Source organism: Alteromonas sp. 5E99-2 (genome assembly GCF_017368475.1).
Classification (GTDB): Bacteria; Pseudomonadota; Gammaproteobacteria; order Enterobacterales; family Alteromonadaceae; genus Alteromonas_F.
Genome location: NZ_JAFNJE010000008.1, coordinates 108,055 through 129,733 on the forward strand (window position 1 = coordinate 108,055; position 21,679 = coordinate 129,733).

At 40.8% G+C, this 21,679-nt stretch carries 19 protein-coding genes and 2 tRNA genes; 8 read left to right on the forward strand and 13 right to left on the reverse strand.

The features are described from left to right. Window positions 1-6 precede the first annotated feature (6 nt). The 9 genes from nth to J3L16_RS10115 form a co-directional block, all read right to left on the reverse strand. The gene (nth, locus tag J3L16_RS10075; RefSeq protein WP_207612852.1) at window positions 7-711 is read right to left on the reverse strand and encodes an endonuclease III; all 705 of its coding nucleotides are present in this window, start codon (window positions 709-711) and stop codon (window positions 7-9) included. Window positions 712-725: 14 nt separating this feature from the next. Further along, window positions 726-1,415 carry an electron transport complex subunit E gene (locus J3L16_RS10080; RefSeq protein WP_207612903.1) on the reverse strand — a complete coding sequence of 230 codons (690 nt, stop codon included), beginning with the start codon at window positions 1,413-1,415 and terminating at the stop codon, window positions 726-728. A 19-nt stretch (window positions 1,416-1,434) separates the two neighbouring features. Further along, window positions 1,435-2,082, reverse strand: a complete 648-nt coding sequence (gene rsxG, locus J3L16_RS10085; RefSeq protein ID WP_207612853.1) for an electron transport complex subunit RsxG — start codon at window positions 2,080-2,082, stop codon at window positions 1,435-1,437. Continuing rightward, the gene (gene rsxD / locus J3L16_RS10090; RefSeq protein WP_207612854.1) at window positions 2,082-3,194 is read right to left on the reverse strand and encodes an electron transport complex subunit RsxD; all 1,113 of its coding nucleotides are present in this window, start codon (window positions 3,192-3,194) and stop codon (window positions 2,082-2,084) included. The genes rsxG and rsxD overlap by 1 nt, the downstream gene beginning before the upstream one ends. A gap of 36 nt (window positions 3,195-3,230) precedes the next feature. Beyond that, a complete protein-coding gene (rsxC, locus tag J3L16_RS10095) occupies window positions 3,231-5,198 on the reverse strand; it encodes an electron transport complex subunit RsxC (protein WP_207612855.1) in 1,968 nt (655 codons plus the stop codon). Beyond that, a complete protein-coding gene (gene rsxB / locus J3L16_RS10100; protein ID WP_207612856.1) occupies window positions 5,198-5,767 on the reverse strand; it encodes an electron transport complex subunit RsxB in 570 nt (189 codons plus the stop codon). The genes rsxC and rsxB overlap by 1 nt, the downstream gene beginning before the upstream one ends. Window positions 5,768-5,769: 2 nt before the next feature. Beyond that, window positions 5,770-6,351: an electron transport complex subunit RsxA gene (gene rsxA, locus J3L16_RS10105; protein ID WP_207612857.1), complete on the reverse strand. Its 582-nt coding sequence runs from the start codon at window positions 6,349-6,351 to the stop codon at window positions 5,770-5,772. Between the two features lie 116 nt (window positions 6,352-6,467). Beyond that, window positions 6,468-6,544, reverse strand: a tRNA-Asn gene (locus tag J3L16_RS10110). Between the two features lie 26 nt (window positions 6,545-6,570). Further along, window positions 6,571-6,647, reverse strand: a tRNA-Asn gene (locus J3L16_RS10115). Window positions 6,648-7,506: 859 nt separating this feature from the next. Here J3L16_RS10115 and J3L16_RS10120 point away from each other — a divergent pair. The 3 genes from J3L16_RS10120 (at window position 7,507) to J3L16_RS10130 (ending at window position 11,913) form a co-directional block, all read left to right on the forward strand. Next, on the forward strand, window positions 7,507-8,826 hold the full coding sequence (locus J3L16_RS10120) for an MATE family efflux transporter (protein ID WP_207612904.1): 1,320 nt from the start codon (window positions 7,507-7,509) through the stop codon (window positions 8,824-8,826). Then, entirely contained in the window at window positions 8,805-10,823 is a 2,019-nt protein-coding gene (uvrB, locus tag J3L16_RS10125; RefSeq protein ID WP_207612858.1) for an excinuclease ABC subunit UvrB, read from the forward strand. The genes J3L16_RS10120 and uvrB overlap by 22 nt, the downstream gene beginning before the upstream one ends. Window positions 10,824-10,983: 160 nt before the next feature. After that, window positions 10,984-11,913, forward strand: a complete 930-nt coding sequence (locus J3L16_RS10130; RefSeq protein ID WP_207612859.1) for a LysR family transcriptional regulator — start codon at window positions 10,984-10,986, stop codon at window positions 11,911-11,913. Here J3L16_RS10130 and queC read toward each other — a convergent pair. Beyond that, the gene (gene queC / locus J3L16_RS10135) at window positions 11,910-12,572 is read right to left on the reverse strand and encodes a 7-cyano-7-deazaguanine synthase QueC (RefSeq protein WP_207612860.1); all 663 of its coding nucleotides are present in this window, start codon (window positions 12,570-12,572) and stop codon (window positions 11,910-11,912) included. The two genes, J3L16_RS10130 and queC, sit on opposite strands and share 4 nt — an antisense overlap. 93 nt (window positions 12,573-12,665) lie before the next feature. Here queC and queE point away from each other — a divergent pair, with 93 nt between their 5' ends. Together queE and J3L16_RS10145 are read left to right on the forward strand one after the other, a co-directional pair. Further along, the gene (queE, locus tag J3L16_RS10140) at window positions 12,666-13,334 is read left to right on the forward strand and encodes a 7-carboxy-7-deazaguanine synthase QueE (protein ID WP_347564659.1); all 669 of its coding nucleotides are present in this window, start codon (window positions 12,666-12,668) and stop codon (window positions 13,332-13,334) included. A 14-nt stretch (window positions 13,335-13,348) separates the two neighbouring features. Beyond that, window positions 13,349-14,215, forward strand: a complete 867-nt coding sequence (locus J3L16_RS10145; RefSeq protein ID WP_207612862.1) for a transporter substrate-binding domain-containing protein — start codon at window positions 13,349-13,351, stop codon at window positions 14,213-14,215. Window positions 14,216-14,293: 78 nt separating this feature from the next. On the opposite strand, the gene asnB is transcribed toward J3L16_RS10145, so the two are convergent. Both asnB and J3L16_RS10155 read right to left on the reverse strand, forming a co-directional pair. Continuing rightward, window positions 14,294-15,958 carry an asparagine synthase B gene (asnB, locus tag J3L16_RS10150; RefSeq protein WP_207612863.1) on the reverse strand — a complete coding sequence of 555 codons (1,665 nt, stop codon included), beginning with the start codon at window positions 15,956-15,958 and terminating at the stop codon, window positions 14,294-14,296. Between the two features lie 227 nt (window positions 15,959-16,185). Next, window positions 16,186-17,835, reverse strand: coding sequence for a M28 family metallopeptidase (locus J3L16_RS10155; RefSeq protein ID WP_207612864.1), 1,650 nt, complete (start codon window positions 17,833-17,835; stop codon window positions 16,186-16,188). Window positions 17,836-17,911: 76 nt separating this feature from the next. Between J3L16_RS10155 and J3L16_RS10160 the strand changes: the two genes are divergently transcribed. Beyond that, window positions 17,912-18,769, forward strand: a complete 858-nt coding sequence (locus tag J3L16_RS10160; RefSeq protein WP_207612865.1) for a DUF3025 domain-containing protein — start codon at window positions 17,912-17,914, stop codon at window positions 18,767-18,769. Here the strand turns inward: J3L16_RS10160 and J3L16_RS10165 are convergent. Next, the gene (locus tag J3L16_RS10165; RefSeq protein WP_207612866.1) at window positions 18,758-19,462 is read right to left on the reverse strand and encodes a YIP1 family protein; all 705 of its coding nucleotides are present in this window, start codon (window positions 19,460-19,462) and stop codon (window positions 18,758-18,760) included. The two genes, J3L16_RS10160 and J3L16_RS10165, sit on opposite strands and share 12 nt — an antisense overlap. Window positions 19,463-19,687: 225 nt before the next feature. On the opposite strand from J3L16_RS10165, the gene J3L16_RS10170 reads away from it, so the two are divergent. Then, window positions 19,688-20,470 carry an ATP-binding cassette domain-containing protein gene (locus J3L16_RS10170; RefSeq protein WP_207612867.1) on the forward strand — a complete coding sequence of 261 codons (783 nt, stop codon included), beginning with the start codon at window positions 19,688-19,690 and terminating at the stop codon, window positions 20,468-20,470. 2 nt (window positions 20,471-20,472) lie between these two features. After that, window positions 20,473-21,666 carry an ABC transporter permease gene (locus J3L16_RS10175; protein ID WP_207612868.1) on the forward strand — a complete coding sequence of 398 codons (1,194 nt, stop codon included), beginning with the start codon at window positions 20,473-20,475 and terminating at the stop codon, window positions 21,664-21,666. Window positions 21,667-21,679: the final 13 nt, after the last annotated feature.

The following is a 21,679-nucleotide window of genomic DNA, read 5'->3' on the forward strand; positions in this document are numbered from 1 at the left end:
TCGACCTTAGCGTTTTTTCTTTAATTTTTTCTTTTCTTCGGCTTTAAGCACTTCATTGATAAAGCTCTTACGACCATATTGGCGAGTGATCATGCATTTTTCTAAAGAAAAGCCACGAGCGGGGCAATATTCACGTCCATAAAAAATAATCTGCAAGTGCAGGTCATTCCACTTTTCTCTGGGGAAAAGCCGTTTTGCATCTCGCTCGGTTTGTTCAACACTTTTGCCGTTAGACAACCCCCAGCGGTACATTAATCGCTGAATATGGGTATCAACAGGGAATGCGGGGACGCCAAAGGCTTGAGCCATAACCACTGAGGCTGTTTTGTGGCCAACACCAGGCATAGCTTCAAGGCTTTCAAAACTCTTCGGAACCTTGCCGTCATGTTGATGAATAATCATATCAGATAAGTGCCAAATTGCGCTGGATTTGCTTGGTGATAAACCACAAGGCTTGATGATTGCACGAATTTCTTCAATGCTAAGCTTAACCATATCATAGGGATTATCGGCTTTTGCAAATAAAGACGGGGTAATTTGGTTTACTCGTTCGTCAGTACATTGTGCCGACAATAATACGGCGACAAGAAGTGTGTAGGGGCTAGTGTGATCCAGTGGAATAGGAACTTCTGGATAAAGGCTTTCTAAAATACCGATTATCGCATCGACTTTTTGCTGTTTACTGAGTGTTTGAGTGTTTACTGTGGTCAAAGTGTTATCTCTAATTAAACTTCAGTGGTGACACGAGCACGTTGGATTGTCACTGTGTTTTTCTTTGTTTGTACTTTTTCTAATTTTGCGTCAATGCTGTTTTTAACGGCAATGATTAATCCCATACCTAAAAATGCACCAGGGGGTAAAATGGCTAATAAAAACGTGGTATCACCTTGATAGAAAGTAATACTCCAACCGGCTGCAATATCACCGAATAAGCGTTCTGCACCCGCAAATAGGGTTCCAGCTCCGATTATTTCTCTTAGTCCACCTAAAAGTACTAGCACTACTGTAAACCCCATTCCCATTGTTAAACCATCAAAGGCAGACAGCAAAACTGAGTTTTTTGATGCAAAGGCTTCGGCGCGGCCAATGATGGCACAATTAGTTACAATCAATGGAATAAAAATACCCAGAGTGAGGTATAAGTTATACGTATAGGCATTCATCAGTAATTCTATTACGGTGACATAGGCGGCGATGATCATTACAAACACTGGGATACGGATTTCATTGGGCACCCACTGTCGAACCACAGAGACAGTAATATTTGAGCCGATTAGCACAATAAGGGTAGCAAGCCCTAAACCTAATCCGTTAATGAATGTCGAGGTCACTGCAAGTAAAGGGCATAAGCCTAACAATTGCACCAAGGCTGGGTTGTTTTTCCATAATCCTTGTATGGCTAAATCTTTGAACATGTCTTTTTGAGAATTGTCTTCATTGCTCATTTGTGTTCACTCCACAATGTGGTGATGCTGCGAAGGTGGTACGTTTTTCGGTCAACTGCTCACTTAGCCATTGCATCGTTTGCGCAACCGTTCCCACCACGGCCCGTGGGGTAATGGTCGCGCCTGTGAATTGATCGAATTGACCTTGATCTTTTTTGACTTTCCATTGGTTTTTCACTGAACTTGAGTAGTGTTTATCGTTAAAAGATAAAATCCAATCAGATACCGAGAGGTCTATTTTATCGCCAAGCCCAGGTGTTTCTTTGTGCTTAAGTACTCTAACACCAAGTACATTACCAGACACATCAGCACCAACAATCATATCAATATCACCTGAGTAGCCATTGGTTGCCGTTGTTTCTATTGCAAAAGCCGATGGAGTACCATTTAGCGAAGCAAGATAAACCGTTTGCTCGCCTCCTAATCTTGGGTCAGTTACAGTGACACAAGATGTAGTTAATTGATTATTGTAATAATCAGACGGGATAACTGCGTTTAATAAAGCCAGTCGCTGTTGTTGTATTTGAACGGCAATTTTGGTTTTTGTGCCTAAATAAGTTAACGACACTAAACCTGTTGTCACGATTGCGAATAATGCGAGCAAACCACCGTGCTTTAAAATCGATTTTTCTATCATCAGTTTGATTTCTTCTTACGTTTTTCTGCACTGTTTTCAGCTCTGTTTTTTGTACTGTGCCCATAGGTTCTAGGCTGGGTGTAGTAATCAATAAGAGGAACACTCATGTTTAAAAACAGAATACTGAATGCAACCGCGTCTGGGTATCCACCAAAGGTGCGAATAATCACGATCCAAAAGCCAATTAGCGCACCAAAGACTACTTTTCCTTTTGCTGTGGTAGAGGCAGAAACAGGATCCGTTGCAATAAAGAACGCACCTACCATCACGGCACCATTGAACCAATGATAAACAGCAGATCCATAGAGGTCACCATTCAATAAATTTAGCACAGTAGCAGTAATAGCAACCCCAACTAATACACTTACAGGAATACGCCAATTAATAATATTTGCCATTATCAATGCAATTCCACCCAGTAAGTAAAAAGCAGATATCCAGCCCCAACCTGCTCCCCAACTTGCCAATAAACCGCCGTTGAATACAGGGCTGTTGATGGCGTCTGAATAGGTATTATTCAGTGTTATAGCCGTTCTTACTGAATCTAATGGTGTGGCCGAGGTAACGCCATCTATGGTGTAGCGCAACTGTTCAATATCGTGCCCAGATACAGTAAACCCAGTGAATATTACCGATAGACTGTCTAATAAACTGGGAGATAACTCAGCAAGACCATTGACGGGCAACCATTGGCTCATCTGTGCTGGAAATGAAATCAGCAAAACCACATAACCAATCATAGCGGGGTTAAATATGTTAAAACCTAAGCCGCCATAAAGCTGTTTGGCAATAACAATGGCAAATACACAGCCTATGACGGTCATCCACCAAGGCAAAAGGGGAGGTAAGCATATTGCTAGTAGCCAGCCAGTTAACACTGCGCTGTAATCATTTAAAACAAAAACAACAGGCTTTTTTCTAAGAGCTAACACTAAGGCCTCGCAGCCTACACAAGTAACAATGGCCAGTGCTAATTGAATGACAACGCCCCAACCGAAAAAATACCACTGCGCCAATAGTCCAGGAATTGCCGCTAACATAACCAATTGCATAATGATTTGGGTTGAGCGACGGGCCGTATGATGAGGAGAGCTTGATGTGCCCAAAATCATTTACGTAACCCCTTGAACGCTAATGCTTGTGTTGTTCTATTCTGCATTCTTTTCCGCCTTTGCTTTGGCTTTTGCTTTAGCCCTTGCTACTGCTGCCGCTACTTTTGCTTTTTTTGCGTCGGCGTCAGTTTGTTGTGTTGTTTCAATAGTGGGGGCGGTTTTTTCATTGGGTTCTACTCCGTTAGATGCTGCTGCTTTTTTTGCCTTAGCTCTTGCCACTGCCGCAGCTATTTTTGCTTTTTTATCATCGACCTCGGTTTGTTGAGGAGCTTCGGTATTAGATTCGAGTTTTTCTTCGGATTCTATTGCGTTAGATGAAGCCGCTTTTTTTGCCTTCGCTCTTGCTACGGCAGCCGCAACTTTGGCTTTTTTGTCATCAACTTGAGCCGGCTCTTTTTGCTCGGTTTCTAATACTGGAGTAGAGGTTTGCTGTTTCTTGGCTTTAGCTCGAGCAATGGCGGCTGCTACTGCAGCGGATTTAGGCGCTGTAGTTGTTTCAGTTGCAGTGTCATTTGCGTTTGCTTTGGCATTTTGACGGGCTTGAGCTGCTTTTTGGTGCTTTTCTTCTCGTTCTTTTTTGTCGTTTTCTAAGCGCTGTGTTCTTGCATCAAAACGAGCTTTGGCTTTTTCGGCTTTCTGCTTTTCGTCTTTTTCGCTACGTACCGCAGATTTTGCTTGGCGGTAGTATTGCACTAGAGGAATATCACTAGGGCAGACATAAGCGCATGCACCACATTCAATGCAATCAAATAAGTTGTAGTCTTGGGCTTTGTCGTATTCTTTCGCTTTTGAATGCCATAACAGTTGTTGGGGAAGCAAACTTGCCGGACACACATCTGAACACGCAGAACAGCGGATACAGGGACGTTCTATGTCTTCTGGCTGTGCGAAACTGGCTTTGGGCATAAGCAAGCAGTTTGTGGTTTTCACTACGGGCACGCGCGGGCTGGTCACCGTAAATCCCATCATAGGCCCGCCCATAATAATACGTTGGCTGTAGCGTTTTGATGATTTTAGTTGCGCGTGTTCGGTTAAAAACGCAATAGGCGTACCAATTAATGCCCATACATTTTGAGGCGCTTTAACGGCTTCTCCGGTCAGAGTGACAACTCGTTCGATTAAGGGTTTACCATTAAATACCGCATCAGCAATAGCAAAACAGGTGCCTATGTTAAACATGGTAATACCGATGTCTGAGGGTAAACCTTTTCCTGGTACTTCCCTGCCTGTGACAACCTGAATGAGTTGTTTCTCTCCACCCATTGGGTAAAGTGTTGGCGTGGAGACTAATGAGCAATCAGGTTTGTCTTTACACGCTATACGTAAAGCTTCCAGTGCTTCGGGTTTGTTATCTTCTACGGCAACAATGATATGTTTCGGATTCAGGGTATGTTGCAGTATGTCTATGCCTTGTCTTATTTGCCATGCATGCTCACGCATAAGCCTATCGTCAGCGGTAATATAGGGTTCGCATTCGATACCGTTAATGATCAGAAACTCAAGCTTTTGTGGATTGTTTGTTTTTATATGAGTAGGAAATCCCGCGCCACCCATACCACTTATTCCCGCATCGCAAATAAGCTCAACTAAAGTGCTTTTATCTAGCTGAGAGTAGTGAGGATTGGGATGTAACTTGATCCATTCGTCTAATCCATCTGGCTCTAGCATTAATGTGGGCTCTGCAATACCACTAGGGTGCGCAGATACGTGCTCGTCAATCGCTTTTACTGTTCCTGAAGTAGAAGCATGAATAGGAACAGAGTATGGGCCTGAGGCCTTTGTCAGTGGTTGGCCCTTTAAAACCCGTTGGCCTACCTCAACAATAAGGGAGCCTTTATTGCCAATATGTTGTTTTAAAGGAATGTATAAGCAATCTGGTAAAGGTAGACGACGAATAGCGTGTGTATTCGATAAGGCCTTTTTATCTTGAGGCTTTACACCTCCAGGAAATTGCCATAAGCGATTTTCACTTAAACGTTTTACGATAGTATCGAAACTTTCCATTAAGATACCACCTTAACAGGAATGAGGGTTTCAGGCTGAATACTCTCTTTCCAGTCCCAGGTTGAAGAGGTTTGCGGGACATTGATCATATCTATGCAATCAACAGGGCAGGGATCCACGCATAAATCACACCCCGTGCATTCATCGGTGATCACGGTGTGCATTTGTTTTGCTGCACCTATTATGGCGTCTACTGGACATGCCTGAATACATTTAGTGCAGCCAATGCATTCATCTTCGCGAATATAAGCAATGGTCTTTGCCGCAGCGTCTTCACCATGAGCTGCATTTAATGGTTTTGCTTCAACCCCCATTAAATCGGCTAATTTTTTTATAGTTGCATCGCCACCGGGAGGGCATTTGTTTATCTCGTCGCCATCATTGGCTATGGCCTCAGCATAAGGTCTGCACCCAGGAAAACCGCATTGCCCGCACTGAGTTTGTGGCAATAGGCTATCGACTTGTTCAACTAACGGGTCGCTTTCTACTTTAAAGCGTATTGCAGCGTAACCAAGTAACAGCCCAAAAAGAAGGGCGAGGGTGCCTGTGATAAAGATTGCTAAAGTCATGTCTAGCCCGTCACCAAGCCGCTAAAGCCCATAAAGGCTAAGGACATAAGACCTGCCGTTATCATGGCTATAGAAGCCCCTCTAAAAGCCTGTGGGACGTCGGCTACTGCTAGTCGCTCTCTTAGTGCAGCAAATAAAATCAGAACAAGTGAGAAACCCAGCGCTGCGCCAAATCCATAAATAAAACTTTGAACTAGAGTGTGTTGTTCAGTCATATTCAACAACGCAACGCCTAGCACTGCACAGTTAGTTGTAATAAGAGGTAAAAATATCCCTAACAAACGGTATAAGGTAGGGCTGGTTTTACGCACGACCATTTCGGTAAATTGTACAACAACAGCAATAACTAGAATAAAACTCAGGGTGCGTAAATAAATTAAGTCGAAGGGGGCGAGTAAATAGGTATTCACGATATAGCTTGAAACTGATGCAAGAGTAAGTACAAAGGTAGTAGCACTTGCCATACCTATTGCTGTTTCTAGTTTACTTGATACACCCATAAATGGGCATAAGCCAAGAAACTTAACCAATACAAAGTTATTTACTAAAACAGTGCTTATGAGAAGTAACAAGAACTCAGTCATTAAGAAATGTAAAACCCTGACACAATTAACACATAGTGCTTTTATACGGCACAATTTTAAAGGAGTTAATTATCGCTGTTTAGCGTGAGAATAACAACAAGGAGTGATCAGTGATTTGGCTCCCCCTCCCCGACTCGAACGGGGGACCTGCGGATTAACAGTCCGTCGCTCTAACCAACTGAGCTAAGGGGGAACAAAATAACACTAATCATTGTAAGTTGGCTCCCCCTCCCCGACTCGAACGGGGGACCTGCGGATTAACAGTCCGTCGCTCTAACCAACTGAGCTAAGGGGGACCTGTCTTACAACGGGCGGCAATATTAATGAGGCATTAAGCTTCTGTCAACATGAAAAGTAGGGTTTTTTTATATAACCATTAATAACGAACGCATTCGTTATTGATATTAAAAACTTATTGAACACTGTTTTTTTAAACAGTTGTGTGTGTTTTTGTGACAGAAAAATGAATAACACGAGGTTAGCCACTACTTACATAAATTCCGAGCTTATTGAAGCCAAATACCGTGGTTATTGACCCTCACACACTTATCCACTAAACCTGTGGATAAGTGTGTGGGAAAAAACGTAAAACTTTTAAATAAATTAGAATAATACTGTCAATAGGCAATGTGAAAATAAACTAAAAAAATAAAAATGCATTTAAAATCAATTTCTTATGCTTGCTTGTTTGTGAGCTAATTAAAAAGTGTGATTTCTTCGTGATTTTTTACTTGCTTGTGTGTTAATTCATTGGTAAAGAAGTTTTTTGCTTTGAGTCAGTACTAAGAAGTAATTTAAACTAACATTCTGTTTACAATGGGGTTGCGGTTAAATCTGCATATTAAATTGCATTGTCTCTGTTAATTAAGTGTCAATTTTTTGACAAAAATATTACACTTTTTTTTCGGTTTTTAGCGACCGCAGTCATAGTAATTTTTTCGTGGTAGTTTGATTTTTAGGCTAGATTAGCAAAAAAATAAATTGTCTGTTCGTGAGCATATAAATTCGCTGCTTTATCGTTGTATAATTTTTGACAGTGAATGGCTGTGTTAACATATAGATCAGTTGTTAATTACCGGATATATTGTGGCACTCCCTCAGCACGATCTCGCCAAATCAAATATAAATAAAACCCTTGTTTCAATGACAATGCCAATGATTTTGGGGTTGATCATGCTGATGAGCTTTGGGTTGGTGGATACTTTTTTTGTCAGCCTATTAGGAACAGATGCACTTGCTGCAATTAGCTTTACTTTTCCTGTTACTTTTACGCTCATTAGTCTAAACATTGGATTGGGCATTGGAGCATCTGCAGTAATTGGTAAATTACGCGGGCAAAAGTTATATGAAAGCGCCAAGGACACTGCCACTGCATCTTTATTGCTATGCGTCATGTTCGTTGGGTTGTTGGCTATTCTAGGCGTACTGTTAATTGAACCTACCTTTATATTACTTGGAGCAGACGATACGCTGATGCCCCTTATTAAAGAGTTTATGTGGGTTTGGTACCTTTCTGGCGTATTCTTATCTGTTCCCATGGTAGGAAACAGTGTGCTAAGAGCCTCAGGTGATATGAAAACACCCAGTATTATTATGGCTGTAGGTGGGGGAATAAATGCATTGCTTGATCCTGTGTTTATTTTTGGATGGGGGCCTATCCCTGCCTTAGGTATTCAAGGTGCGGCTTGGGCAACACTAATTGCCTGGCTGTGTTGTTCCATTTGGATATGTTATCTATTGGGAGTAAAGCGAAGGTTAATGCGTACTAAGCTTCCTTCCTTAAGTGAACTGAGATTACATTCACTATCCGTTATGCGTATTGGACTTCCCGCTGCTGGGGCAAATATGCTAACGCCCATTGCTGGTGGTATCATGACTGCTGTAGTTGCCGCATATGGGCCAGAATCTGTAGCTGCATGGGGAGTTGGAAATCGATTTGAATCAATTGCTAGTATTGTGGTTTTGGCATTATCTATGACGCTTCCTCCGTTTATTAGTCATAATGTTGGTGCTAACTGTTATGATAGAGTGAAGACGGCATATAGAAATACCTTACTCTTTATTGTAATTTGGCAACTCGCACTATTTGTCGTAATTTGGTTTACGAGCCCTTTTATAGCGTTAATTTTTGCCAAAGAACAAGAAGTATCAAATATGATAGTTTTGTTTTTGTCTATTTTACCTTTAGGTTATGGTTTACAAGGTATTGTAATATTGACAAATTCATCGCTAAACGCAATGCACTTACCTATAGATGCACTTTGGTTAAGTATATTAAGACTGTTTGTTTTTTATGTTCCTATTGCCTATGTAGGTAGTCTTCTATTTGGTATAAAAGGCTTATTTGTCGGATGCGTTATTGCTAATTTACTCATGGCAATTGTGTCTTTAATGTGGTTCAAACAATCACTCGAAAAATCAGTAAAAACAGCAGCAATAGAGGCAAATAAACCGTGTCAAAAGGCTTTAAATTAGCATCGAACTATAAACCTGCAGGTGACCAACCTAACGCAATTGCTTCTTTGATTGAAGGATTAGAAGACGGGATTGCCAATCAGATTTTACTGGGTGTTACCGGCTCAGGTAAAACCTTTACTATGGCCAATGTCATAGAAAGTGTGCAACGTCCTACGTTAATCATGGCGCATAACAAAACCCTTGCTGCTCAGCTATACGGTGAGATGAAAGACTTTTTCCCTAACAACGCCGTTGAATATTTTGTTTCTTATTACGATTATTACCAACCTGAAGCGTATGTGCCGAGCTCTGATACCTTTATAGAAAAAGACGCTTCTATCAATGATCATATAGAACAAATGCGCCTATCAGCCACTAAGGCATTGATGGAGCGTAAAGACGTTATTATTGTTGCTAGTGTGTCAGCAATTTATGGTTTGGGTGATCCTGAGTCCTATATGAAAATGTTATTGCATTTTCGCCAGGGCGATACCATGGATCAACGGGAAATTTTACGTAGACTTGCAGAACTGCAGTACAAGCGAAACGATATTGCCTTTGAACGGGGCTCTTTTAGAGTACGTGGCGATGTTATTGATATTTTCCCAGCAGATTCTGAAAGGCAAGCGGTGAGGGTAGAGCTGTTTGATAGTGAGATAGAAAAAATTAGCCTGTTTGACCCACTTACTGGTGCTGTTGATAAAACCGTGGTTCGCACTACGGTGTTTCCCAAAACTCACTATGTAACACCTAGAGACAAAATCCTCAGTGCTATTGACGATGTTAAAGTCGAATTGAGCGAGCGTAAAACCCATCTTAAAGATGTGGGTAAATTAGTTGAAGAACAACGTATTTCTCAGCGTACGCAATACGATATCGAAATGATGCTTGAGCTGGGTTATTGCTCAGGTATTGAAAACTACTCTCGTTATTTGTCGGGCAGAGCGCCTGGTGAACCACCTCCGACGTTATTAGATTACTTTCCAGCCGATGGCTTGTTATTTATCGACGAAAGTCATGTTACGGTTTCGCAAATTGGGGCTATGTACAAAGGTGACCGTTCCCGCAAAGAGACGCTGGTGGAATACGGCTTTAGATTACCTTCGGCGATGGATAACCGACCACTAAAATTTGATGAATTTGAACATATTTCACCGCAAACCATTTATGTGTCTGCAACTCCTGGTGATTATGAATTAAACAAATCTGACGGCGAAGTGGTAGAGCAAGTAGTCCGCCCCACTGGGTTGCTAGACCCCATTATTGAAGTGCGGCCCGTCGCAACTCAAGTTGATGATGTACTGTCTGAAATAAATATTCGCGTTAAAAAAGATGAGCGGGTATTAATCACTACTCTCACTAAGCGAATGGCAGAAGACCTGAGCGATTATTTGAATGAACATCATGTAAAAGTTCGTTATTTACATTCAGATATCGACACCGTAGAGCGTATGGAAATTATTCGTGACCTACGTTTAGGCAAATTTGATGTTCTTGTAGGTATTAACCTGCTGAGAGAAGGTTTGGATATGCCAGAAGTGTCATTGGTTGCCATCTTAGATGCTGATAAAGAAGGCTTTCTTAGAGCCGAAAAATCCTTGATTCAAACCATAGGACGTGCAGCGAGGCATTTGAATGGTCGAGCAATTCTGTACGCTGACAGAATTACTAAATCGATGAAAAAAGCCATGGACGAAACGGAGCGCCGTAGGGAAAAGCAAGCGCAATACAATAAAGATCATAACCAAGTTCCGATGGCGTTGAACAAGCCTATTACTGATGTCATGGATATTGGTGATAGTTCAGCACACCCTGATTCTGGTAAAGTTAAATTACGTAAAGTTGCAGAAAAGAAAAAGTCGTTAGATGCAGCCTCTGCAACAGACCTCATGGCCAGAGTAGGAGAATTAGAAAAGCAAATGTTTGATTATGCAAAAGATCTAGAGTTTGAAAAAGCGGCATCTTTGCGAGATGAAGTGGAAATATTAAGAAAGCAGATCCTTGCTTTGTCGTAAGTGAAAAGATGTTTTTTTGAACGCTAAAGCATTAATAATAAACATTTTATGTTTTATCGGGAATAAATTTTTTACTTATTTACTAGGCTGCACTATATTTTGCTAATACGTATTTATTCGTATACCTATAAATAAAATTCATAATATTATTGGTGTTGTTATGTTAAGTCGTTTGCAAGAATCGGATATTAAATTATTGCGTGTGTTTTTTGCTGTTGCTAGTTGTAACGGGTTTACTGCTGCTGAGCCTGTACTCAGAATGCAGCGGCCTAACATTAGTGCGGCAATAAAAAAGCTGGAAGAGCGACTTGATTTAGTTCTGTGTCATCGCGGTCGAGGCGGCTTTCAAATGACCAAAGAAGGGGAAGTGGTCTTTCAAGAAACTAAACGCGTCTTTAATGCATTTGATAACTTTGTCTTCAATCTTAAAAGTCTTCACGACGACTACTCAGGTAATATCAATTTAGTTTTAATGGCCGGATTGCCTTTGTCTATACAGTTGGCGGTAAGCCGCGCAGCTAAAAGTACGATGAAAAAATTTGATGATATTCATATCAGTATACAAACAAGGTTGTACAGTGAAGTAGAACACGTCGCTTTATCAGGAGAATGCCACCTAGTTTTGGCAACATATGATATGGTCAAACCTGAGTCGGTTACGTTTCATTCAACGGGTCATAAATGTCGAGGCAGACTATATTGTGCACCCAATCATGAATTAGCGAAGTATCGAGATGTAGACAGCTTGCCTCAAGGCGTTTCAATTTCAGATTACCCTGCTATAAGGCTCTCTGGTTTATCCACTGCCAATTACGTTGAAAATGATACTATATTGAACTTGAAAACGACTTCTGATTCATACGACGGTTTGATGTCGGCAATGATGACAGGTGAGTACATAGGGTTACTACCTGACTATATGGCAAAAGAACAAGGGGTGAGTTTAGGTCTAGTCCCAATCGCCAATGGCAATTTATACGAATTTGAACATGAATTATTCGTTATGAATGGAAAAAATACCCGTTTAAATCCAGTATTGCGTCATTGTATTAAAGAAATTTCTTATTTTGTCTGCGAAAGCCAGAATTAACTGGCTTCGTATTCAAGGGGATCCGTTTTACCATTCACTTCAAATGCTTCTAGTCTTTCTTGGCAGGCGCCACATTGTCCACAGGCCAGTTCTCTACCATTGTAGCAAGTCCAAGTTTGGCTATAGTCTAAACCCATGCGCAAACCATCTGCTAAGATCTCACCTTTGTCGTTAGATAAATAAGGCGTACAAATATCGACCGCATCGTAATTTGCTATTTGACTAACATCGTTCATTTTTTTGACAAATTCAGGGCGGCAATCTGGGTAAATGGCATGATCACCAGAATGTGCGCCGTAAAATACTTTATTGGCGCCAATACTAACGGCATGGCCTATAGCTAAAGATAGCAAAATCATATTTCGGTTTGGCACAACCGTAGATTGCATGCTTGGCTCTTCATAATGCCCTTCAGGGATGGGGATGTCAGAAGTTAGAGATGAACCCGCAAGTAGCTGATTTATAGATGTAATGTCTACAAGTGTATGCTCTATATTTAATGTGCGGCAGACATTTTCAGCGTATTTTAATTCTTTACTGTGACGTTGACCGTAATCAAAAGATAGCGCACAGGGTTTCAAACCTTTAGAAAGTGCATGGTGCAGAACGGTAAATGAATCCATTCCTCCGGAATAGATAATGACAGCTTTATCACTCATACTGGTACTCTTGATGGAATTTATGCGCATTTTACGAGATCCTTGGTAAAATCCCAAATTAAGTATAAAAGTTAAATGGTAAATTAAGCGAGCATCATGTTACCAATCAATGAAATGTTTGAGACAATCCAAGGGGAAGGTGTGCACACAGGCGTACCTTCTATCTTTGTTCGGCTACAGGGTTGTCCTATTGGATGTGCGTGGTGCGATACTAAACACACATGGGATGTAACTGATAGTTTAGTCACAGATTCAACAACTGTGATCGCTAAAACAGAGGATACACCAAGCTTTTTTCGAAGCTCTGTAAGTGAACTATTGTCCTTGTTTTCATCACAAGGTTACGCGGCTAAGCACGTTGTAATTACGGGGGGAGAGCCCTGCATGTATGATCTTGTTGAATTAACCACATCACTATATCAGGCTGGGTATTCGGCTCAGATTGAAACAAGTGGTACATTTGAAATTAAATGCCATGAAGATACTTGGGTGACTGTTTCACCTAAGGTGGGAATGAAAGGTGGCTACAAAGTACTCGCTAGCGCAATGAATAGAGCCAATGAAATTAAACATCCGGTGGCAAAGGAAAGTCATATTGCGGATTTAGACACCTTATTAGCACTGAGAGAACAGCCCATTAAACATATTTGTTTGCAGCCTATTAGTCAGCAAAAAAGAGCGACAGATCTTGCTGTCCGCACCTGTATACAAAGAAACTGGCGCCTATCTTTACAAACTCATAAATATCTCGGTATTGCGTAATTAAAGGTATCCACATGCGTTATTTCATTACATTTTGTATTTATTCGATTTTATTTATTTTTCCCAGTTTTACCTATTCTGCCGTGTGGACTATTCATTACCCTAAAGCGCTTACTGATGATGATAAACGAAATGAGTATCCTCTTGCAGTTCTTACTTTGGCCTTAGATAAAACTGGCGTACGGTACAAACTTATTCCTTCAGATAAAACGCTTAATCAAGGTAAAGCTGTCAGACAACTAAAAGAAAATCGCGATATAAATGTGTTCTGGGGAATGACCGACAAGGAAAGAGAAGACGGTTTACTCCCGATACGTATACCTTATGACAAAGGCCTAATTGGCTGGCGTGTTTTACTCACTAGAGAAGAAGATGAACAAAATTTTGATCGACTAACCAGTTTGCGATCTTTGTTGCGATATACTGCAGTGCAAGGGAAAGACTGGCCAGATACCAAAATATTACAGTCCAACGGTTTTAATGTAAAAACTACTGATGGGTTTAATGGTGCTTATAAAGCGTTACGAAAAGGTGAAGGTGACTTTTTCCCTAGGTCAGTTATAGAAGTTACAGCAGAGTTGAAATCCTTGGGTAACGATTCAGCACTTCGCCTTGATGATAAACTAGTATTGCAGTATCCGGCGGCATCCTATTTTTTTGTTAATAAATCAAATTTAACACTAGCGAAACTCATTGATATTGGTTTGCGTAGAGCAATTGAGTCAGGAGAGTTTGATAACCTGTTTAACAATTACTTTGGCGGAGTTATTACTGATCTTGGCTTAGCTGAACGGCAGATTTTTAGACTATCTAACCCGATAATGCCAAAGGAGTCACCCATTAATAACGCGTCACTTTGGTTTGAAATTGAGCCTAAATAGAGAATTTTGATAAATAAAAAGCCCTCAATAACATATAGATTATTGAGGGTTTTTTTGTATTAGTGAGAAAACTAAATACTAGCCTTTATGAACGTCTTTCATTGAACGACCTGAAGGATCAGCATTGTTTTTGAAACTCTCATCCCATTCTAATGCTTCGACTGTAGAGCAAGCGATAGATTTTCCACCTGGAACACAATTCGCTGCACTTTCTTGAGGGAAGTAACCTTCGAAGATAGTACGGTAGTAATAGCCCTCTTTGGTGTCAGGGGTATTCGTTGGGAAGCGGAATTCAGCAGTAGCAAGTTGCTGATCAGACACTTCCGCATCGACGAAATCGCGAATTGAATCAATCCAAGAATAACCAACACCGTCACCAAATTGTTCTTTCTGACGCCATAAAACAGATTCTGGCAAGGTAGAACCATCGTCAAATGCTTTACGTAAAATCCATTTTTCCATACGACCATCAACACACATTTTGTCTTGTGGGTTTAAGCGCATAGCAACGTCGATAAAGTTTTTATCTAAGAATGGAACACGAGCTTCTACACCCCATGCAGAGGTTGCCTTGTTTGCTCTTGCGCAATCAAACATATGCAAGCGTTCTAGCTTACGTACGGTTTCTTCATGAAGCTCTTTTGCATTTGGCGCTTTGTGGAAATACAAGTAACCACCAAAGATTTCATCAGAACCTTCACCAGACAGTACCATTTTAATGCCCATTGCTTTAATTTTGCGGGTCATTAAGTACATAGGCGTTGCTGCGCGAATCGTGGTGGTATCATAAGTTTCTAATTGATAAATCACATCGCGAATGGCATCAAGGCCTTCTTGAATGGTAAAGTGAATTTCGTGATGCACAGTACCAATCATTTCAGCAACATCGCGAGCTGCAATTAAATCTGGCGCACCTTCTAGGCCTACTGCAAACGAGTGTAACCTAGGCCACCAAGCATCTGAGTTGTCGTTGTCTTCTACGCGTTTAGCAACGTATTGTGCCGCGACCGCAGAGACTAATGACGAGTCTAATCCACCAGAAAGTAATACCGCATAAGGTACATCTGACATGAGGTGAGATTTAACCGCTTTTTCAAATGCATCTTTCAGTTCGGCTAAATCGGTTGTGTTATTTTCAACGGCTGAATAACTCATCCAGTCTCGTTGATAATACTTGGTTAATTCGCCTGTTTTACTCCAAAGAACATGCCCTGGAGGGAATTCACTGATTGTCTTACACACAGGCGCTAAGGCTTTCATTTCAGAGGCAACATAGAAGTTACCGTGTTCATCATAACCTGTGTAAAGAGGAATGATACCCATGTGATCTCGAGCGATTAAGTAGGCATCTTCGTCTTCGTCATATAATACGAAAGAAAACATACCCTCTAATTTGTCTACGAACTCGGCACCGAAGGTTTTATAAAGAGGTAAAATCACTTCACAATCTGAGCGAGTTTTAAAGTTGTAGTCTTTTGCTAATTCTTCTGCCAGTTGTACGTGATTATATATTTCACCGTTAACGGCAAGAATTTGTTTGCCTGAATCGGAAATAAGCGGCTGAGCCCCTGTATCAACATCGACAATAGCAAGACGTTCGTGACATAAAATAGCATTATTATTATTCCAGATACCCGACCAATCTGGGCCGCGGTGACGCAGCAGCTTACTTAATTCGAGGGCCTGAGTACGAAGCTCAGCCACATCGGTTTTGAGGTCAAGAATACCGAAAATACCACACATAAATGCGTTCTCACTTGTTTACTAAATTGAATTGTTGGGTTTAATCTGTCGAGGTAAAAAACCAGAGGATTTGTTTATATACTTCTTTTTATTATGGCACTGAGAGTGCCATTCTTACTGGAAATTGCAAGATAAAATTGAGCTTCTTAGCTAAATAAATACGAATAAAATAAAACCGCTTGTGATAAGCGGTTCTATTTTTGTTTAATTTACTATCAAACTAAGTGTTAATTTTTACGTTGAAACTCGCTTGTGCTTGACCAACTAGGGGACTCAGCGGCATTAGCGACGTCTGTGCCAACGTCGAATAATAGTTGAGTGTCTTGAGCTATACCGGATAAGTCCCAACTATCTCGATATTGATCGCAAACTTGGTGATAACACCCCGTTACTATTACGTTCATTTTTTTGCGATAGGCAGCAGTTGCTTCATCAATGGGTTCGTTACCTCCACCGACGTACAGTGCGGGTACACCTTGTTTGGCAAAACTAAAATGGTCAGAACGATAGTAGTAACCTGCTTCTGGGTGGTCTTCTTGAGTTAAATATCGACCTTGTTTTTTTGCTGCAACGGTTAAGTTCTCTTCTAAAGATGATTTACCCATACCAACCACACTGACATCTTTTGTTCTGCCTAGTACATTCATCGCATCCATATTGATGTTCGCGACTGTTTTGTCTAACGGAATAATAGGGTTATCGGCATAGTATTTTGAGCCTAATAGCCCTTGCTCTTCTGCAGTTACAATTAAAAAGGTAACACTACGGGCTGGGCGTGGAGTTAGTTTGCCAAAGGCTTCTGCCATTACCAAAGCTGCTGCGCTACCTGTGGCGTTGTCATGAGCGCCATTGTATATTTGATCACCTTCAAGAGAAGTGTCCTTACCTAAATGGTCCCAATGTGCACTGTAAATCACATGCTCATCGGGTTTACTTGAGCCTGCCAATGTAGCGATAAAGTTGTGGCTTTTCGATTTAACAAATTTGTTCTCTAGGGTTACTGATGCGCTAATCGGCATTGCCTTATTATATGGCCCTAATGCTGCTTTGGCTTTTTCTTCGCTATAATCTAATTGTGCATCGGCAAAGACTTTAGTAGCGGCCTCTAGCGATAACCAACCTTCAATGGCAACGCGACTTGCACCTTTGTCAGGAGAGACTAAACCGTATTGAGGGCCGCTCCAACTGTTGGCCACAACTGACCAACCATAAGATGCTGGAGCTGTTTCATGGACAATTAGGGCCGCAGCAGCACCTTGACGACTAGCTTCTTCATATTTGTAGCTCCAGCGGCCGTAGTAGGTCATGGTTTTACCCTGAAACAAACCACTTTCTGGATTAGCATAGCCTGGGTCATTGACTAATATGACAACGGTTTTTCCTTTTACATCTAACCCTTCATAGTCATTCCAATTGTATTCTGGTGCGTTGACACCATAGCCAACAAATACAAGTTCAGATTGATCAATAGATATCGAGGATTGTTCACGTTTAGAGCCTACGACCATGTTTTCTTTGTAATCAAAAACATTCTCACCTATGGTTAGAGATACCTTGGGATTGGCGGTAATTTCAATCAATTCAACTTCTTGGAGGAAGCTCTCTCCGTTCCCCGGTGTAAAACCGGCAGATGTGAATTCTTGTTCTAAGTAAGCAAGGGTTTTTCGTTCGCCTTCAGAGGTTGGCAAGCGGCCTTCGAATTCGTCAGAGGATAGCGTCTTTATTGGCGGAATCAATGAATCAGCAGTAATCGTGGCATAGATATCGTTAAAATTGGTGCTGGTACTGCTGTCGTTATCATGAGCGTTGTGTTTTTCTCCGCAGCCGCTAAAAATAACGCATGCAGCAAGTAACGCTGTGGGTTTAAAAAAATGCATATTTTCTCTCTTATTGATACTTATTTTAATATAATGCTTAGCCAGTATAGAGAAATGAAAATGAGTGTCTATAACTATGCAAGACAAGTGGGATAGAGAGAAGTTAACGCAATTAAGATGTACGTTTTTGCTTGATTGTATAAACACAGGTAAATTTGATGAAAGAGATTCATTTCCTAGTGCTTCAGAGCTGACAAAAACTGCACAAAGTCAGACGCCTTCGTTTCCTTGCACTTTTATTCCACAAATTGAAGGCGAAGGAACACTGGATTACTACGAGATTCAAATTGCCAATGCGCAACAAATACCTACAAGGGAAAACAATTGGCACGACTTCTTCAATGGGTTGATTTGGCATCAATTTCCGAAATCAAAAATGTTAATAAGTCGGCTTCACGCTAAAGATATTGAGCAGCATGGCCTTTCACCTCGCACACCAAGGAGAGATCGTCTGACTCACTTTGACGAATGTGGTTTACTTTTATTGGTTAAAAAGTCAGATTTAGCACAATGTACGTCTTTTTTTCATGGGTTAAGCACTCATAATTGGACGCAGGTTTACCTTGAACTCAGAAACCTTTGGCACAATGTGGTTACGCCTTGCCTATTTGGCCACGCAAGCGCAGAAATGATGTTAAGCCCTTTTGTTGGGCTGACTGCTAAATGGGTGTTGGTTCCAGTGGATGATGATTTTGATACGTGTTCTTTTGCCGAAAAAAGAGCCCATGTTGATGATCAATTATTGAGTGTCATCACCTACTTTGACGGGTTTACTTCCAAGAATGTACTCAGGCCTATTCCTTTGCTTGGTATTCCGCAATGGTGTGATAAACAAAATGCTAACTTTTATAGCGATTCGAATTATTTTCGTTCTCAGCGAGAAGGCGTAGCATTGACTCAACAATACCCGCCTCGGTGGCCTTTAAAACAATAAATAAGCGAGCCAAATCGAACTAATAATAACGAATGGGGCACTGGCGATAATAAGTGATTTTCGTGTGTTAAATTGGGTCCACTGAGCAATACAGCTGGTAAGTAAATAAATTGACCATACTGTGTCTAATCGTATTGATGTCATGAAATTATACCAGTCGGATCCCATGTTTGTGCCAAGAATAAAACCTAAAGAAAGTGGCGATAAGGAGGTCGGAGAGATTTCATTACTTGAACTCATTAACAGTAGTGCTATTGCAATAAGAGAACTAACAATGGTTGGCATTTGAGTCCACCAGAGTGCCCCGTACCAATCTGAAAAACCTTGAACATGGGAGTCGTCGTTCTTCGTCATTGAGTTCAAATATACCGCCAATATAGCGTTTACTATAACAACACCGAATATTGCTCCTCCTGCACCAATCCCTATCATAGTGGATGGGTTCATCGAGCTTCTTACAGCGTCCTGCTCTGCAGGGCTAGTATTTGCCATTGTTTCACTAATAATCGTTTCAATATACCAGTTGAAATCAATGTGATTGAAGTACGAATAGATAGTGAATAGAGTGACAAGGTTTATCAATATAAAAGGCAACCATGACCAGTTGTTGGCTTTTGCAAGAGTGCTAAACACTGCATTAGGTTTAATTAATACATTAGTCAATCCTTGGATTGGGTTGGATATAGACGACATCACTTTCCTTAAAATGTTTATTTCTTTTTGTTTTATACCAATGGAATACAAAAATTACTACCTGATCTTTTGTAGTGAAATTAGAACGTGTTGATTTTTTTGTTTGTGGCGTGTGTGTGCAGACTTTGTACACGACAAAGGTTGATCTTAGGTTGATGAAATTTGCATTTTAGTTTTTATTACTTTGCATTATGATGAATTCGTACGCTTAACAAAGGACGTAATATGATAGAAGTACAAGGCTTACAAAAACGCTTCGCAGTTGAAAATCCGAAAAAATTATCTGAGCAAGAAAAAAAAGACCCTCGTCTAAAAGGGCGATTTTTCCGTTCGGTACGAGATGTGTCGTTTCAGTGCGAAGAAGGCTGTGTTCTGGGACTTCTTGGGCCAAACGGCGCCGGTAAAACCACAACATTGCGCATGCTAAGCACTGCTTTATCACCAGATTCAGGCTCCATCTTTATTGACGGCGTCGATGTATTAAAAGCGCCTATCGAAGCTAGAAAACGCATCGGTTTTTTATCGGGTTCGACAGGGTTATATGGGCGCTTAACGGGCCGAGAAAATATGGCTTATTTTGGTGAGTTACACGGTATGTCAAAGGCTGCGGTGGAAGAGCGTATTGATGAACTAGCAGATATGCTCGACTTACATACATTTTTAGACAGGCGCTGTGAAAACTTTTCCACAGGAATGAAACAAAAAACCGCCATTGCAAGAACGGTTATTCATTCGCCTAAAGTGGTGGTGCTGGACGAACCAACAACGGGCTTGGATATTATGGCTGCACAAACCGTACTGTCTTTTGTTCGACATTTAAAATCTTTGGGTACGCCGGTTATTTTTTCAACTCATCATCTTGCCGAAGTGTCTGAGCTTTGTGATCGGGTATGTGTTATTAACGAAGGAAAAACCATGTTTGACGATACGTTAAATGCCTTTACACAATTAAGTGAAAACTCGTTGAACGATGCATTTTTATCTGCATTAAATATGAAGGAGGCATAATCATGTGGATAGTCTTTAAAAAAGAACTAAAAGAGATCCTAAGAGATAAGAAAACCTTGTTCTTCATGATTGCATTACCCTTGTTAATCATTCCTGCCATAGGAGGCGTTGTAGGTTATTTTTCTGTTAAAGCGGTGACTGAAGCAGAAGAAAAAATCTTAAAAGTTTCAATAGTTAATCCCAACGCGGCACCGCAAATAACAGAGGAACTGCAGCGTTCTGAATTTTTCGAGATTGTGCCAATAGAGTCCGGTGTAACGCCTGAACAGTGGGTTAAAAGTAAAGGTGCCGATTTTGTACTGACCATGCCTGATAGTTATACAGCACCTTTACTGGAAAGTAATCAGAGGGTGTTTGTTATACATTTGAATGATGCCGGATTGAATTTGGTTGAGCGACGATTAAAAGAAATCATAGAGCCTTATTTAAACAAACAACAACAAACCGCATTTCAAACGCTTAACTTAAGTGAAGAGCAAAGCGCTGGACTCATTGAGCCTTTTGTATTTGATAAAATTGATGTTGCAGATAAACGAGAAAATATTGGTGAAAAAGTCGGTGGAATGCTTACGTATTTTATTTTTATTTTGTGTTTACAAGGCGCGATGATGCCAGCAGCAGACTTAGGGGCAGGCGAAAAAGAGCGGGGGACTTTGGAAACCTTATTGATTTCACCTATTGAGCGTAAGTATTTGGTATTAGGTAAATTTCTAACTATTGCTTTAGCCGGTGTGATGACGGCGTTAATTACCGTGTTAAGTATGGCAATATGGGGAATTGTACTTAGTCAGGGTATGGCAATTCAATTTGTTGCTGAGTTTATGGGGGCGATCAATGCCATTGATTTTGTATTAATATTCTTTATGTTAATTCCTATTGTCAGTATTTTGGCTTCTATTTTATTAAGTATATCTACTTATGCTAGAAGTTTTAAAGAAGCCCAAAGTTACATGGCACCGCTGGTGTTTGTAGTGATAGTTCCTACGTTGATGTCATCTTTGCCGGGCATTGAGTTAACGGGTGGTTGGGCTTGGGTGCCTTTAACAAATGTTGCTCTTGCGATTAAAGAACTCATAAAAGGAACAATGGATTATTACCAGCTTATTCCTATCTTTGTTTCTTCCATGGCTATTGCATTAGGTACATTGAGTTTTTGTGTGTACTGGTTCAACAAAGAAAAAGTACTTTTTCGTTAATGTAAGAGCCTGT